The 15,205-nt window shown below is 32.9% G+C and carries 17 protein-coding genes, 1 tRNA gene and 1 pseudogene; 11 read left to right on the plus strand and 8 right to left on the minus strand.

Features of this window, described 5'->3' with window-relative positions; translation table 11 throughout:
* The first annotated feature begins 1 nt into the window (after position 1).
* Genes BKH45_RS07510 through BKH45_RS07520 form a run of 3 tightly spaced genes read left to right on the plus strand, consistent with a single transcriptional unit; the run spans position 2 to position 1,878 of the window.
* Complete coding sequence (locus BKH45_RS07510; protein WP_095274860.1) at positions 2 to 817, plus strand: metal ABC transporter permease; 816 nt, start codon at positions 2 to 4, stop codon at positions 815 to 817.
* 10 nt (positions 818 to 827) lie between these two features.
* Complete coding sequence (locus tag BKH45_RS07515; protein WP_095274861.1) at positions 828 to 1,037, plus strand: DUF5408 family protein; 210 nt, start codon at positions 828 to 830, stop codon at positions 1,035 to 1,037.
* A gap of 43 nt (positions 1,038 to 1,080) precedes the next feature.
* A complete protein-coding gene (locus BKH45_RS07520; RefSeq protein WP_143428396.1) occupies positions 1,081 to 1,878 on the plus strand; it encodes a hypothetical protein in 798 nt (265 codons plus the stop codon).
* Here the strand turns inward: BKH45_RS07520 and BKH45_RS07525 are convergent.
* The 8 genes from BKH45_RS07525 to serS are packed head-to-tail and all read right to left on the minus strand — an operon-like array spanning position 1,875 to position 10,670.
* Positions 1,875 to 2,456 carry a ComF family protein gene (locus tag BKH45_RS07525; protein ID WP_095274863.1) on the minus strand — a complete coding sequence of 194 codons (582 nt, stop codon included), beginning with the start codon at positions 2,454 to 2,456 and terminating at the stop codon, positions 1,875 to 1,877. The two genes, BKH45_RS07520 and BKH45_RS07525, sit on opposite strands and share 4 nt — an antisense overlap.
* Positions 2,453 to 3,088 carry a dTMP kinase gene (locus BKH45_RS07530; RefSeq protein WP_095274864.1) on the minus strand — a complete coding sequence of 212 codons (636 nt, stop codon included), beginning with the start codon at positions 3,086 to 3,088 and terminating at the stop codon, positions 2,453 to 2,455. The genes BKH45_RS07525 and BKH45_RS07530 overlap by 4 nt, the downstream gene beginning before the upstream one ends.
* Entirely contained in the window at positions 3,088 to 3,570 is a 483-nt protein-coding gene (gene coaD / locus BKH45_RS07535) for a pantetheine-phosphate adenylyltransferase (RefSeq protein WP_095274865.1), read from the minus strand. The genes BKH45_RS07530 and coaD overlap by 1 nt, the downstream gene beginning before the upstream one ends.
* Positions 3,558 to 4,142 carry a UbiX family flavin prenyltransferase gene (locus BKH45_RS07540; protein ID WP_095274866.1) on the minus strand — a complete coding sequence of 195 codons (585 nt, stop codon included), beginning with the start codon at positions 4,140 to 4,142 and terminating at the stop codon, positions 3,558 to 3,560. Before BKH45_RS07540 ends, coaD begins: the two co-directional genes overlap by 13 nt.
* Entirely contained in the window at positions 4,139 to 4,813 is a 675-nt protein-coding gene (gene flgA, locus BKH45_RS07545) for a flagellar basal body P-ring formation chaperone FlgA (protein WP_095274867.1), read from the minus strand. The genes BKH45_RS07540 and flgA overlap by 4 nt, the downstream gene beginning before the upstream one ends.
* A 2-nt stretch (positions 4,814 to 4,815) precedes the next feature.
* Entirely contained in the window at positions 4,816 to 6,879 is a 2,064-nt protein-coding gene (locus BKH45_RS07550; protein ID WP_095274868.1) for a UvrD-helicase domain-containing protein, read from the minus strand.
* Positions 6,872 to 9,370 carry a hypothetical protein gene (locus BKH45_RS07555; protein ID WP_095274869.1) on the minus strand — a complete coding sequence of 833 codons (2,499 nt, stop codon included), beginning with the start codon at positions 9,368 to 9,370 and terminating at the stop codon, positions 6,872 to 6,874. The genes BKH45_RS07550 and BKH45_RS07555 overlap by 8 nt, the downstream gene beginning before the upstream one ends.
* 10 nt (positions 9,371 to 9,380) lie before the next feature.
* Complete coding sequence (gene serS / locus BKH45_RS07560; protein WP_095274870.1) at positions 9,381 to 10,670, minus strand: serine--tRNA ligase; 1,290 nt, start codon at positions 10,668 to 10,670, stop codon at positions 9,381 to 9,383.
* 185 nt (positions 10,671 to 10,855) lie between these two features.
* Between serS and tatB the strand changes: the two are divergent.
* The 8 genes and pseudogenes from tatB to BKH45_RS07600 form a co-directional block, all read left to right on the plus strand.
* Positions 10,856 to 11,080: pseudogene (gene tatB / locus BKH45_RS09090) on the plus strand (Sec-independent protein translocase protein TatB); the annotation flags it as partial.
* A gap of 351 nt (positions 11,081 to 11,431) precedes the next feature.
* Positions 11,432 to 12,184, plus strand: a complete 753-nt coding sequence (gene tatC / locus BKH45_RS07570; RefSeq protein WP_095274872.1) for a twin-arginine translocase subunit TatC — start codon at positions 11,432 to 11,434, stop codon at positions 12,182 to 12,184.
* Positions 12,185 to 12,188: 4 nt separating this feature from the next.
* A complete protein-coding gene (gene queA, locus BKH45_RS07575; RefSeq protein WP_095274873.1) occupies positions 12,189 to 13,229 on the plus strand; it encodes a tRNA preQ1(34) S-adenosylmethionine ribosyltransferase-isomerase QueA in 1,041 nt (346 codons plus the stop codon).
* On the plus strand, positions 13,226 to 13,804 hold the full coding sequence (gene rsmG, locus BKH45_RS07580) for a 16S rRNA (guanine(527)-N(7))-methyltransferase RsmG (RefSeq protein ID WP_095274874.1): 579 nt from the start codon (positions 13,226 to 13,228) through the stop codon (positions 13,802 to 13,804). The genes queA and rsmG overlap by 4 nt, the downstream gene beginning before the upstream one ends.
* Positions 13,804 to 14,016 (plus strand): PP0621 family protein, encoded by a 213-nt coding sequence (locus BKH45_RS07585; RefSeq protein WP_257874535.1) that lies wholly within the window; start codon positions 13,804 to 13,806, stop codon positions 14,014 to 14,016. The genes rsmG and BKH45_RS07585 overlap by 1 nt, the downstream gene beginning before the upstream one ends.
* A 3-nt stretch (positions 14,017 to 14,019) precedes the next feature.
* Complete coding sequence (locus tag BKH45_RS07590; RefSeq protein ID WP_095274876.1) at positions 14,020 to 14,400, plus strand: hypothetical protein; 381 nt, start codon at positions 14,020 to 14,022, stop codon at positions 14,398 to 14,400.
* Positions 14,401 to 14,425: 25 nt separating this feature from the next.
* A tRNA-Ser gene (locus BKH45_RS07595) sits at positions 14,426 to 14,513 on the plus strand.
* 231 nt (positions 14,514 to 14,744) lie between these two features.
* Positions 14,745 to 14,954, plus strand: a complete 210-nt coding sequence (locus BKH45_RS07600) for a hypothetical protein (RefSeq protein WP_095274877.1) — start codon at positions 14,745 to 14,747, stop codon at positions 14,952 to 14,954.
* Positions 14,955 to 15,205 lie beyond the last annotated feature (251 nt).

Below are 15,205 nucleotides of genomic sequence, written 5' to 3' on the forward strand. Positions count from 1 at the left end.
AATGAGTGAGCTTTTAACTTATGATTTTGTCCGAAATGCTTTAATCGCATCATTTTTGATTAGCATTTGTGCAGGGGTGATTGGTTCTATTGTTGTTTCAAATAAAACTGTGTTTTTAACAGGAGGGGTAGCTCATAGTGCTTTTGGAGGGGTAGGTGTTGCTTTATATTTTGGATTTAATGCTACTTTAGGAGCTTGTTTTGCAGGAGTGTTAATGGCATTATTAATGGTATATGCCACTACTAAATATAAAAATAGGATTGATACTTTTATTGCTGCGAGTTGGGCTTTGGGAATGGCAATTGGAATAATTTTGATCGATTTGACACCCGGATATAGCAGTGATATTACAAGCTATTTATTTGGTTCTATTATTGCAGTGGCTCCAAGTGATATAGTAAGCATTGGAGTGTTTGATGTTGTATTGTTATTTTTTGTTGGGGTTTATTATAGAGAACTTTTGAGTATTTTCTATGATAGTGAATTTTGCAAACTTAAAAAAATCAATGTCAAAGTTTTTAATATCATTATTTTTGTGCTTGTTTCTCTTGGAGTGGTCATGAGTATGGGCGTAGCAGGACTTATTTTAGTGCTTTCAATTCTTTCTATCCCGGCTTACATTGCAACAATGTTTGTTTCTTCTTTAAGGTCACAAATGTTTTTATCATGGATTCTTTCATTGATCTTTATGTGGAGTGGTTTTTTTATCTCTTATGCTTATGATTTAAGTATAGGAGCTTGTATTGTTGTGGTGTCTGTATTGGGAATGGGGCTTGGGATTTTATTTAAAAATATATCTTATAATTTTAGAATCTAAAAGGAAAAAAATGTCTGAACATCAAGAAATAAAACTTTCTTTACAAGTAGCAAGAAGAGCAGTTAAAATTGTTGTATTTATTGGGATGTTTGCCATTTTTTTAATGATGATTAATATTTATATCTTGCTTAGTCAAATTACAGCTACAGCACAAATGAGCAAAGAAATTCATTCTATGCAAGAACAAATCAAAGCCTTAGAAGCAAAATTTGAAAAATAATCTAAAATTTTTTTTCCCTTTATTTTTTCTTTTGGATTTTGTCATGGCTCAGGATTTAAGGATAAACAGAACTGATACAATAAACCTATCTCTAAAGCCTACATTTTATGGAACTATCAAAACAGGGTTAGGGTATTATTCTTACAAAGAACCCAATGTGATGTCTATTACGGGTCCTATGTATGTGGTCAGTGCAATCGGAGGTCTCAAACTCAATCCCTTAATCAAGACTGATGCAACTCTTTATTATTCTAGAGATTTGGGTAGAAATACTTATGATGGGGGGATTATGCTAAATGATGGAAGTATCTTACCCCATCAATCATTGTCGAGCGATTGGTATGTAGGGGGAAAATATCGAGCAGGTTTGATTATTGGTAATGGTATTGATGAGTGGCTTGTGCTTTATTTGGGATTAGGCTATCGTTATTTGCATAATCAAATACATGGCAGTGGAGCTTATTTAAGAGAACAAACCTATCTCTATATGCCAATGGGGGGGCAGGTAAAAGTATGGTTGTTTGATAAAGTGAGATTAAATCTTGATGTTGAGTTTAGAGCGTTACTTTTAGGAAACAATATCAGTCACTTTAAGGATCTTGGATATGACAACAATCTTCATTTTATTCAAAATAGTGGCAGCGGGACCAGAGTTACCTTAGGAGCAGAGGTTTTTATCACAAGAAAATCCTCTATTTTAGTTGAGGGATTTTTAGATTATTGGAACATAGGGCAATCAAGTAAAGAAAAGCTTTATGAAAAAGGAATATCAAAAGGATCTTATATAGAACCTGTTAATAAAACTTTGTTTTATGGACTTCAAGTAGGCTATTCTTTTTAATCTCCGGCATCACAAAGCGCAATCCCAAATAAAACATTTGAGCCTGATTTTTCTACAATATTTTTAGCTTCAGCCATTGTTGTGCCTGTAGTGATAATATCATCTACAATAAATACATTTTTAGGCGCGCCGGAATAAAAAAATTTTCTGGGATTTGCTTGGCGATATTGGAGTGATTTACCTGCATAATGAACATTATTTTGGGCTTTGAGCTGCCCGTAGGAGGGTTTAATACCATGCTTACAGAATTCTTTGAGAATAACGCCTGTATGGGAATAATAGCTTCTTACCCAATCATCAATACCAATCCCATAAAGTTTATTTTGCTTCCAGATAGATAGATGTTGGTGATGGGAATCAAAGAAATAGTTACTTGCTTTTTTGGCAAGTATTTTTAATAGGCGGCTGCCAAAAACCCAATATTTACTTGTGAGTAGCATAGAAATATCTTGATAATAATAAAAACTATAAATACTTATGCCTTCAATAACGCGTGTTCTTGGAGTAATTCTGATTGATTCAAGACACTTTTTACAAATAGGTTTGAGTGAAAAATTGCCACAACTAACACATTTCATAGCATTTTTTCGATAGCCTTGATGATTTGAGTATGAATACATTCAGGGGGGAGAGAGGCATCAATGACAACGAGTTTGGATTTCAATTCGTTAGTTACTTGTTCGATATTTTTTTGAATATCAAGTAAATAGTCAATTCCTCGTAATTCTATAGAATCATTAGATTTTTTTTCTAAACGAGATTGAAGCGTAGAGGTATTAATTTTTAACATAATCACCAAATCAGGCACGATATGGTCAGTAGCAAATAAATTAAATTCTTTTGCTTTTGGAATTTGTTGTGCATAAGCAATGCCTGATATAATACTTCTATCAGACAAAATAAGTTTGCCTTGATTGGGGATAAGGACTTTTGCAGTATGCTCTGCTCTATCAGCCAGAAATAATAAAAATTCTGTTTTAGAATCCATGTGGTAGCTTTTTGTTGCATTTTGAACAGATGTTAAATGGGATTTTTTTTTATTGTTTATATTCTCCGGATTATTTTCTTTCAAAATGATTTCACGAATTTGCGCTCCTATAGGACTACCTCCGGGTTCTTTGGTAAAAATAGCTTGAGGATAGCAAGCTTTTAACAAAGAGAGCTGTGTAGATTTACCACAAGTATCAATCCCTTCCAGTGCGATATACATTATTCTCCTTTTAATTCTTGGATATATTTATGAACAACTTCAGGGATTAGATGAGAGACCTTACCATTGTGTTGGAGAATACTTCTGATGATAGAAGAGCTAATAAAAGCATTTCTTAAAGTTGGCATGAAATAAATCGTATCTAATTCGTCATTTAAAGAAGCATTGGCATATCCCATTTGAAGTTCATATTCAAAATCACTGACTACGCGAAGTCCTCTGATGATAAGCTTAGCTTTGTTATCTCTGGCAAAATCAGCCAAAAGATTATCGAAGCACACACATTGGACTTTGGAGATATTTGCTGTGGCAAGCTCTAACATGGCTTTGCGATCTTTGAGGGCAAACATGGGGTGTTTGGAGCTTGATTTGGCAATAGCAATAATAACTTTATCAAAAAGTTCTATGCTTCGTTTGATGATATCAAGATGTCCATTGGTAAGAGGATCAAAAGTTCCCGGATAAATAGCTATTTTTTGCATGGATTTTCTCCCCATCTGGGATAAAGATCATTGGGAATATTTAGGGCATCCAACCATTTGCCTACTAAAAAGTTTTCCATAGACTCCAAATTTGATATTTTAGAATAATAAGCTAAGATGGGGGGCGCAATAATGACATTGAGATGAGAGAGTCTAAGCATATTTTCAAGAGCAATACTTGAGAGAGGGAGCTCTCTTGGAGCAAGGAGAAGCTTTTTGTGTTCTTTGAGAATAACACTTGCGCAACGTGAAATTAATTCATCGGCTATACCCCAAGAGATTTTTGCTAACATATTCATACTTGTAGGAACAACCGCCATCATATCAACCCCAAAACTACCTGATGAAATATTAGCCCCAATTTCATCTTCATCAAATAACGTCATTTTGCGGCCATTTTTGATAAGCCTATCAAGCGCAGATTCAATTTCACATCCTATTTCTTTTTCTGCGACTATTTTTGCACTCTCAGAAATAATAACAAAAAGATCTATTTCTTTAGGAATAGATTCAATAAGTCTAATACCCAAATTAACCCCACTTGCACCGCTAATACCTGCAATCATTTTCATAGGACTTCTCCTTTGTTTATATCTATAACTTTTATACGAAGTATTTTTTTTGTTTCAGGATTTATAGCTTGAATCACCTCTCCTAATGAGCCATTTTGTTTGGCAATAAGAGTAGTTTGAAGATTAATATGATTATCCTTAATAATACCTATAAAATTATCATTTTTGTGTATGAGGATTTTGGGTTGGATTTTGTCCATTGTAATAATACTATTAGGAGGGATATAGGATTTGGCACTGACTTGATTGATTTGTGAAGCAACAATAGGGGTTTGATTTAGTTTATCCAGAGTAATTGTGTCTTTAAAGGTATTAGTATCGGTGATATCTTGAGATGTTTTGATAGTATTGTTTGATCGATAAACATTGATCGTAGCTTTTATTTGATATTGCAGGGGGATTTGCAATAAAGAATTTTGCAAAGATGTATGCAACAAAATAATCCCATCTTTTTTATTGAGGTATTTAGAATCAAGTCCAATAGAATGGATATGGTAGTTTTCAATCAAAATATTAGGCGGGATAAATAATGAAATATCAATGATGCGGATATGATAATTTTTGTATTTTTCTCCATAGGCATTTTGGAGATAAGTTTTGATTTGGGAAATATTGCTATTTGCCCAAAGATTAAGACTTACCAACAAAAATAGAAAAATTTTTTTTATCATGTTTATCCTTTTTGGACAAAGGAGGCTAATATGTCCCTTTCCATACCTCCAAAACTGATTTTTAACTTGGCATTTTTCCCATCTCCTTGGATATTGAGTATTCTCCCTGAACCAAAAATTTTGTGTAAAACTAAATCCCCTTTTTTAAAATCATCTCGCATTGTTTCTTGCATATTTTGTTTGATTGGAGAGTTTTTATTCATCAAACCTGATTCTATAAAAAATCTAGATTTTTCTAATTCTGTGCGCTTGCCTTTGTAAAATCTTGAATTAACATAAGAAATATAAAGTTCATCTTTTGCCCGCGTGAAGGCCACATAACCAAGCCTTCTTTCTTCTTCCATATCGCTCCCTTCACGGATGAGGGGGAAAAACCCTTCTTCAAAACCTGTAATAAAAACATATTTAAATTCAAGTCCTTTGGCAGAATGCACACTCATACAAGAGACATGGTTTTGAGTTTGGGTATCTGCATCAGAGCTCAGGGACAAATCATTTAAAAAATCTTCAAGAGAGTTCATGGGAGATTGGATAATATAGTCTCGAAACATGCCATAAAATTCCTCAATATTTGAATTTTTATCAATACGATCATGAGAATTTTCAAGGGTACTCATGAGATTAACTTGAGAAATGAACTCATCAAGAAATTTAAGCGTAGAAATACAAAGATAATCTCTCAAATCTTCAATGAGTGAAAAAAATTTTTCAAGAGTTTGATGATTTTTTTCACTCATGATTCCCATAAGATAATTTGCCTTAAATGCCTGATAAACAGATATTTTTAAGTCTCCGGCAGTTTCAAAAATTTTGTCTTGAGTAGTTTTGCCAATCCCTCTTTTGGGTTTATTGATAATTCTAGAGAGTGAAAAATCATCATCAAGATGAATCACCAATCGCAAATAACTTAAAATATCTTTAATCTCTGCACGCTCATAAAATCGCATAGCTCCAATAAGTTTATAGGGAATTTTCGATCGATTAAGCCCTTCTTCAATGCTTCTGGAAAGTGCATTAAGTCTAAAAAGAATAGCAATGTCGCTTGGATTTATCCCTTTAGCTAAGAGAGTTTTAATTTCTTTAGAAATTTTATTTCCTTCTTGGGTTTCATCACCGGAATGCAAAATAACAATTTCTTTACCCTCTCCCTTGGTGCTTTGGAGTTGTTTGCCTAACCTTGCATTGTTATGCGATATCAAAGCATTTGCAATTTCTAAAATTTGGGTGCTGGAGCGATAATTTTGTTCAAGTTTAATAATTTTTACTCCTTCAAAATTATCTTTAAATTCTAAAATATTAGTAATATCCGCCCCTCTCCAACTATAAATACTTTGATCATCATCGCCGACGACACAGAGATTTTGATGGGAAGTGCAAAGTTTTTTAAGCAATTGGTATTGCAAATAATTTGTATCTTGATATTCATCAACCATAATGTATTGGTATTGGTTGGAGCACTCTTTGGCTAAAAGTGGGTTAGAGTCCAGAATTTGATAACTCAGATAAAGTAAATCATCAAAATCCAGCATATTTTTTGATTCTAAAAAATCTGTGTAGTTTTTATAAATTTGAGCTATTAATTTTTGATGTCTGTCTTGAGCTGTATTTAGGGCTTCTTGTGTGGAAATAAGTAGATTTTTCATTTGGGAAATTCTTGATTCAATATAACCAATAGAAAAGGTAGTATCAAGGTTTTTGAGAATCTTTTTTTTGTCGTCTCCATCAATGAGAATAAAGTTTGATTCACGTCCCAAATGATGAATATGAAATTTCAAAAATAAAAGACCAAATTTATGAAAAGTGCATAATAAAGGAGGGTAAGTATTCTTATTTTGAATCAATTCTAAAGCTCTCTCTCTCATTTGAGAAGCTGCTTTATTTGTAAAAGTAAGTGTGAGTGTTGCATTTGGAGGGATGCCTACTTCATCAATCAAATAAGCTAAGCGCGTTGTGAGGGTTTTAGTTTTGCCACTCCCTGCCCCGGCTAAAATCAGCATAGGTCCATCAATGTGTTTGATAGCCTCAAGTTGAGAAGGATTGAGCTGGCTTAGGGCTTGTTCAGTCATTATGATGAGCTGCCTTTATTTTTTTCGTATCAATGATAAAATCAAAAAACTCTGATTTAAAGTTTGCCATAGAAATGTAATTATAATGACTGGAAGCTGCTTTGAAATTGCCTGCTTCTTGATAAAGAAGTCCAAGCACGTAATGGGTTTCATAATTACTTGGAGCATCCATTTTGGAGAGTTGGAGGAGCAAGACAGCGTTTTCAGGGTGATTAGCCCCGATTGCAGCAACTGCGGCTAAAAATTTTGTTTGGGCATCATCTTCTTTTAGATCTTCAATAAGGGTATTATAAAGGGTATAGGCTTTTTCAAATTTATGTTGATAGATATTAATAAGTGCCATTGTTTGTAAAATTCCATTCGGATTGTTAGTTTGAGCAATCAGTTTTTCTTCAAGTGTTTTTTCTTGTTTTTCTAAAGAACCTGTGATAAATCCAATATAGACATATAATTCTCTAGTGAATGTAGGTCCGTAATAAACACTGCTTAAATCAAGTTTATCTGATAAAAATAAATTATGCAATCTAAGCGCAACTTGTTTGAGATTGGTATCATAATTGTGGGCTAATTCATATAAAATATTTGAAACAATATCTTTGGGATAGATAGATTTCAAATAAGAAAAGGCATTTAATAGGGCATTTTTATTTTTGCTTCTAATGCCATAGGCAGCTTTGAGTGCATAATAAATAGGGAGTTTGTGTTTGGCTTGCTTGATCCAATCCAGTCCATCATCAATGTTATTATTTAGGTATCCTATAAATGAAGAAAGAAATTTTTTTTGTGCTATAGATTTGAAGGGGACATTTTCAAAGTCTTGAGATATTTGATGAGAAATTCTGCTTGTATCTTGATAGACAAAATTAGCTGCCATGATAGCAAAAAGACCCGACACGATGTCATAATTATTAAGATGATAAGCCCTCAAAAAATGTGTATAGGCATTTTGAAAATCTCCCATTTGTGCATACACAAGACCTAAGTCATAATGAAGCACGGCATGATCAGGATTTGATTTTGCAGAAAGCAAAAGATAGTGGAGTGCATCTCGAATATTATTTTTATTGAGTTCTACAAGAGCTTTGGCAATATTTTTGTTAATACTGGAGATAGTCCCCCCGCGAATAAGAACATTTTTAGCTTCTTCAATATTTTTAATATCCGAATATATCCCTCCTTCCCGAATAGTTTTTAGAGCTTCTTCTGCATTAAATACACGAAAAGGGGCATAGTAGAAGATAATTTTATATGGAATTTTTTCTTGGATTTCAAAGCTGCGATTCCAGAATTCTTCTTGGGCAAGATTGACATCAAAAAGCGATCGGTTGAGGACAACTTTAATGGGGTAGGTTTGCATGGCCAGTTTAATTGGATCTTGATGCTTGTCATTTTTGTTTGAACTAATAGAATCAAGTGTAGAACCGGCTGAAGCAAAATTACCAAGTTTGAGGTCGATAATTTCCAGGGCAAGAAGGGTTTGAAGGTCTTTGTGAGTATTAAAGTATTTATATAAATAACTTTTTGCTTTGGTGTATTCTCCTACCCTGGCATAAAGAAGTCCTAAGGCTTGGTAATCTTTGGGTGTTGCAATTTCTTGCAAGCTAGTTAAGGCATTGTAATCATCATTAAAAATAAGAAAAATTTTAGAAGCAAGCCGATGATTTTGGTGCATAAAGCTTTCTGAATTTGGGTTGAGTAAGGGAGAAAGAGATTCAAAATAATAACCATCATAGTATTGTATTAAAGCATAAAGATAGGAATAAAATGGTTCATGAGCCAAGTCAGATATATGATCATTAGCAAGTTTGAGATAATGCCAATAGAGATTGTTTTCATTTAAATAATAAGCGCTTATCATCGCATCAATAGCACTAGCACTAATATTTTCTCCCGTTTTAATAGCGTTATCAAAAGAATTGATTGCTTGTTGGTAGGATTTTTCTTTCAATTTAATAACTCCAAAATTATGGCTGGCGATAGATTGGGAGAAAGTTGCTATATTGTTGAAAATATTCAAAGCCTCAATTTTATCTCCCCCATTATAGAGAATATTGGCTTTTTTGATAAGATTATCCAAGCTTTTATCATCAATTTGGGGCATTTTGGTTTCGAGCTTTGGAATAGGTAATATTTCAGGTTCAGGTTGTTTGTAAATTTTATTTTGAGGGGGAAGAGAAACAGAGTTTGTTTTGATCTTGTTCCCTTTTGAAAACATTAAAAAAATTATCAAAACAGCAATGATAAGTATCAATGCGCCAAAAACACCAAGAATTAAAAAAAATATTTTTTTGTTTTGCTTGATTTGATTGTAACGTGCAAGAATACTTTGTTTAAGATTTTGAAATTTTTGTAGGTTAAAAATTTTAGAAAACTTAAAAAGTTTGGCAAAATTTGTTTGTAAAATATTTTTGAATTTAGAAATTTTACTTTTAGGGTTCTCTATAATAGAGTTAATATGTGTTTGAGAGTTGGGAGTTTGTTTTTGGTCCATTAAAATTCTTTTAGAGATACTTTTTCAAAACTTCCGGGATTTGTATTTCCCCATTTTGAGTTTGATAATTTTCCATAATTGCCACAAGTGTTCTGCCTACTGCCAAAGATGAGCCATTGAGGGTATGCACTAAAGAATTTTTTTTGTCTTCTTTGAAGCGGATTTTTGCTCTTCTGGCTTGAAAATCTTGAGTATTAGAGACAGAACTGATTTCTCGATAACAATTTTGTCCGGGTAGCCATACTTCTATATCTACAGTATTGCTTGCGCTAAACCCCAAATCCCCGCTGCATAATTGCATCCAACGATGAGGTAATCCAAGTTCGCAGAGTATCCCACTGGCTGTTTGAAGCATTTTTTGTTGCATTTCTTCGCTTTTGTTTGGATGGGTAAGGGCAACTAATTCGACCTTGTCAAATTGATGTTGGCGAATCATGCCTCGTGTGTCTCTGCGAGCGCTTCCGGCTTCTTTGCGAAAGCAAGGAGTTTGTGCTGTAAGCATGATAGGAAGTTCTTCTATGGGAATAATAGTATCATTATAAAGATTAGTTAGAGTAATTTCTGAAGTAGAAATAAGGTAGAGATCATGACCCTTAGGTTTTTCTCCGGGTCTGGAATCGATTTCTTCTAAATCCCCGCTAACTTTAAACATGTCTTCCTCAAATTTTGGTAATTGCCCTGTGCCAAAAAGCATATTTTTATTGACAATCACAGGCGTAACCACCATTTCAAATCCTGCTTGTTGGTTATAATCAAGCATGAAATTGATCAAAGCACGATTGATTCTTGCTCCCATGCCTCTCAAAACAGAAAAACGACTTTTGGCAAGTTTTACCCCTGCTTCAAAATCAATCCAATGATTATTTTGGGCTAATTCCCAATGTTGTTTGGGGATAAAATCAAATTTTTTGGGAGTGAGTATTTTTTTAATTTCTACATTATCATTTTCGTCATTTCCTATGGGTGTATGCTTGTCAGGAAGGTTTGGAATGCCAAAAAGAAACTCTTGAAGGGTATTTTCAAGAGTGAGGACTTCTTTATCCAGGGATACAATATTTTCTTTATTTTCTTCTAAATTATTTTTAAGTTCATCTATATTCTTGCCCTCTTTTTTATATTCTCCAAAAAGCTTAGAAGTTTTATTTTGATGGGCTTGGAGAGTTTCAAGTTCTTGTTTTTTTGATTTATAGATAAAAGCAGTATCTTTTAATTTTTGAAGTGTAAAAATATCAACTTTTCTGGATTGAAGCTGTTTGCTTATTGTATCAAAGTCATTCAACAAAAGTTTTATATCTATCATATCCGGCCTTATTTAGAAACTTTTTAGAATTTTATCTAAAATCATTTAAAGAAATAAGCATTTTTTATTCCTTGAGTATTTGGACTTGGGTGATGGCTTATTGCAAACATTCTTATGCAAAAGTAAAAGTTTAGAATTTTTGTTATACAATTATTAAAATTATTTCAGATACTAAGGCTACTAACATGTTTGGTATGGGCATTTTTGAGATTTTGGTCATTTTGATTGTTGCTGTCATATTTCTAGGACCTGAGAAGCTTCCCCAAGCAATGATAGATATTGTAAAATTTTTTAAGGCTGTAAAAAAAACTCTCAATGATGCTAAGGATACATTTGATAAGGAACTTCAAATTAGTGAAATTAGAAAAGAAGCTCTTGAATATAAAAAAAATTTTGAATCAAGCTTGGATCCCATCACTAAAGATATCCAACTTCAAGAAATTGATGAGATGTTTCATGATTATAAAGAAGAAAATCAAAATAATATCTCTGCAAAAACCCTAAAAATTGGGATGTCTCAACAAGATGGCGATCATGAGGAATCTGCACCTAAAAAAAGGGGCAGAAAACCAAAAAATCCTCAAAAATCCTCAGAAGTTTCTGTATCATCATTGAATACAACAAATCCAACACTTAAAAAAACGAAGTCAAACACTCAGAAATCTTTAGAACCTAAAAAAGCTGCTCGCACGCTCAAACCAAAAGAAGGAAAGAATGTGGGATTTAAAAAAACAAGCAAAACATCAAAGGAGGGTTAGAGTATGTTTGAAGATTTAAAGCCCCATATCCAAGATCTTCGCAAAAGGCTTATGATTTCTGTAGCCACTCTTTTGGTGGTTTTCTTGATATGTTTTAGTTTCTGGAAACATATTTTTGAATGGATTAAAGCCCCTTTAGCCGCTGTTTTTGGCACTCATCAAGTAGATGGAATGCTTGTTCAAATAGAACCTCTTGAGGGGATTTTTGTTGCACTTAAGGTAAGCTTTTTTGCAGCGCTTGCTATTTCAGTCCCGGTAATTTTTTGGCAGCTGTGGCTTTTTGTAGCTCCAGGTTTGTATAAAAACGAGAAGAGAGTTGTCTTGCCTTTTGTTTTTTTTGGGACTATCATGTTTGTTTGTGGAGCAGGGTTTGCTTATTATGTTGTGTTTCCTTTCACAATTAAGTATGCTTTGATGTTTGGAAATGAAATGTTTGCTGCTAATATTTCTGCTTCTAGTTATGTTACGCTTTTCACAAGGTTTGTAATTGGTTTTGGAGTAGCATTTGAATTGCCTGTATTGGCTTATTTCTTGGCAAAAATTGGTTTGATTACAGATCAAACTTTGAAAAATTATTTTAAATATGCTATTGTGGTTATTTTTATTTTAGCCGCAGTTATTACTCCTCCGGATGTTATTTCGCAAGTCTTTATGGCTTTGCCTTTAATTGGGCTTTATATTTTATCTATTGTGATTGCAAAAGTTGTTAATCCCGCGCATAAGACGCAAAAAGAGCAAGACGATACAGAAGAATAAATTTATGGAAAATGATTTTTCAATACAAAATTATGATTATCCATTGCCAAAGCAATTGATAGCATCTTATCCTGCATCACCTAAAGAAAGTGCAAAACTTCTTGTTTATGATCGCAAAAAAGACAAAGTGATCCATAGTGATTTTTATCATATTTTTGATTTTATTCCCAAAGACACTCTTATTGTACTTAATGATACAAAAGTTATCAAAGCCAGAATTTATGGACATAAACAAACCGGAGGTCATATAGAGCTTTTGTATCATCGTGAAATAGGAAAAGATAAATACTTAGTGCAAATAAAAGGCAGAGTAAAAAAAGGTTTTGTCATCTTTTTGAATAAGGGGTATGAGTGTGTGGTAGAAGATATTCTGGATGATGGGTATAAAATAGTGGATTTTTTAAAAGATAAAAAAAAGTTAAATTTAAAAAATACATTAGAGATGCTGGATGAGATTGGACATATTCCTTTGCCTCCTTATATTAAACGCCCGGATGAAGTATTGGATTTGTGTGAGTATCAAAGTGTTTTTGCCAAACATTTTGGTGCCATAGCAGCTCCAACAGCCTCACTGCATTTTTCGGATTCTGCCCTTGCATATTTAAAAAAAGAATTTTCACATTGTTTTCTCACTCTTCATGTTGGCGCAGGGACATTCAATAGCGTAGAGACTGAGGATATCAGAGAACATCAAATTCATACAGAAAGACTTGTAATCCCTCTGGAAACACTTTATAAAATTCATAAAGCTAAAACAATTTTGTGTGTAGGGACGACTGCCCTTAGGGGCATAGAATATTATGCGCGACTCAAAGATACAGATAAAGAACAAGATTTATGTGCAGAGTGTGATGTGTTTTTGCATTTGGGTAATCCGGTAATGCGCGTCAATCATCTTTTGACAAATTTTCATTTGCCAAAATCCAGTTTGATCATGTTAGTAGCTTCTATGGTGGGTTTGGAAAAATGCAAAGAACTTTATAGGATTGCTATAAAACATCAATATCGATTTTATTCTTATGGGGATGGGATGTTGATACTATGAATTTAGATAAAGTGGTTGAGGGAATGTCTTTAAATAAAAATATTAAAGAATATTTCAAAGATTATGCCCAAATGCTGTTGCGCTGGAATCACATTCATAATCTTAGCGGATCTATCAATCAAGAGAGTGTTTATGAAAATATTTTTGACTCTATTTATCCTTTAAGATTCATTAAAAATTTTGATTATTGCATGGATATTGGGAGTGGGGCAGGATTCCCTGCATTGCCTCTTGCAATGTGTAGGCACGAAAGTAAGTTTATTTTGGTAGAACCTAGAAATAAACGAGCAAGTTTTTTGCAAAATGTTATTGTTGAATTAGGGCTTAGGCATGTTGAGGTTAAAAAATGTTTGATTGAAAATCTTAAGCTTTCAGATGGGGAAAAAGTAGATTTAATTACCTCAAGAGCCCTCATGAAGAGTGAAAATTTAATACAACTGACTAAGAAATTTTTAAAAAAAAATGGATATTATTTATTTTATAAAGGAAGCTATTTGCCTATGGAATTAGATTGCAATGAGAATGAATGTATTCATAGGGAAAATAGAATTTATTTTTATAGGAAGGATGCATGATGCGATTTTTGATTTTGATTTTAATAATTGGTGGGATCGTATGGTATTTTTTCTTGAGAAAATCTCCAAAAAAACCAAAGAATAATCACGAGGCAGAATTAATGTTAGAATGCTGTGAATGTGGTACTTATGTTTCTTCTAAAGAAGCTATTTCCTATAATGATAAATATTTTTGTTCAAAAAAATGTTTATTAAAAAATAAGAAAGGTTGAAGAGTGATTATTATTGGACATCATGGAATTAACTACCCCAAGTTTAGAAAAATTACTTCACTTGATGAGATAAATTCGGTAGAAAATACTCTTATCATATGGTTTGAAAGCGCTGATGATAAGGGCTATATGCTTTCACATCATTGTATCGAAAATGATGTAAGGTATGCTGTATGGATTGATAATATTAAGGATTTTGTGATTTATGCAGCCTTAAAACCAGTCTATCTTATACTTGAAAAATCCCCGGAAATCTATCAAAAAATTGCAGAGACTTATTTATATGATACAAAAATATTGTATGTGATTGAAGATGAAGAGGAGATCGAAGAATTGGCAAAATTGGGAATTGATGGGGCTATTTTTAGACAAGTTTTAAGATAATTAAGTTATAATCGTTGCTTCTATTGGGGAGATGTCCGAGTGGTTGAAGGAGCACGCCTGGAACGCGTGTAAGGTGCAAGCCTTCAAGGGTTCGAATCCCTTTCTCTCCGCCATAGCATTTTACGCACTTTCCTTAAACTTCAACTTAAATCAATTTCAATCAATTAAAATCAACTAAAATCAATCAAAACAACACAAATAAGGGCTTTCATCATTTTATTTTATTGTAAAAAATTATCTAAAAACTAATTTTGATATACCTGAATTTATAAAAATTAGGACTGAATTAAGAGTTAGTATGGACGAAAATAAGTATTTTGAGAGTAAAAATATGAGGGTGTGATATGATTTATCATGTCAGATTCACAAAAGATGGCAAACAAATTCAAAGAAAAGTAGAGATAAATTCGAGAGTCGGAGTGAAAAAGGTTTTCAACAGAAAGATAGAGTTGGGGAATGACAATTACATAGAACAAAAGTCTTTGAAATCCAAAGAGATCACCAATATTGTATTTGAAGACTCAAAACCTGCGCCTAAAAATCATTTCCAATAGCTTGTCGAGTTAGAAAAAAAAATACAGAATTTTAAAAAGGCTTAAAAAATTTTGTTAATATCTCATCAAATAGTGATGAATTCAATACAAAAAGATGAAATATTTATGACGGCAGAGTTTTTTATTTCTGAATGAAAAATCCAATATGTTTGCTTTGAACAAAAAATACCAACAATTAAAGAATTATACTCGTATGTTAAAAGAGTTTCAAACTCAAGATTCCGGCTTTAATCCTAAGGAGGCTTTCAATA

The sequence above is a fragment of the Helicobacter sp. 11S03491-1 genome (assembly GCF_002272835.1).
Classification (GTDB): domain Bacteria; phylum Campylobacterota; class Campylobacteria; order Campylobacterales; family Helicobacteraceae; genus Helicobacter_J.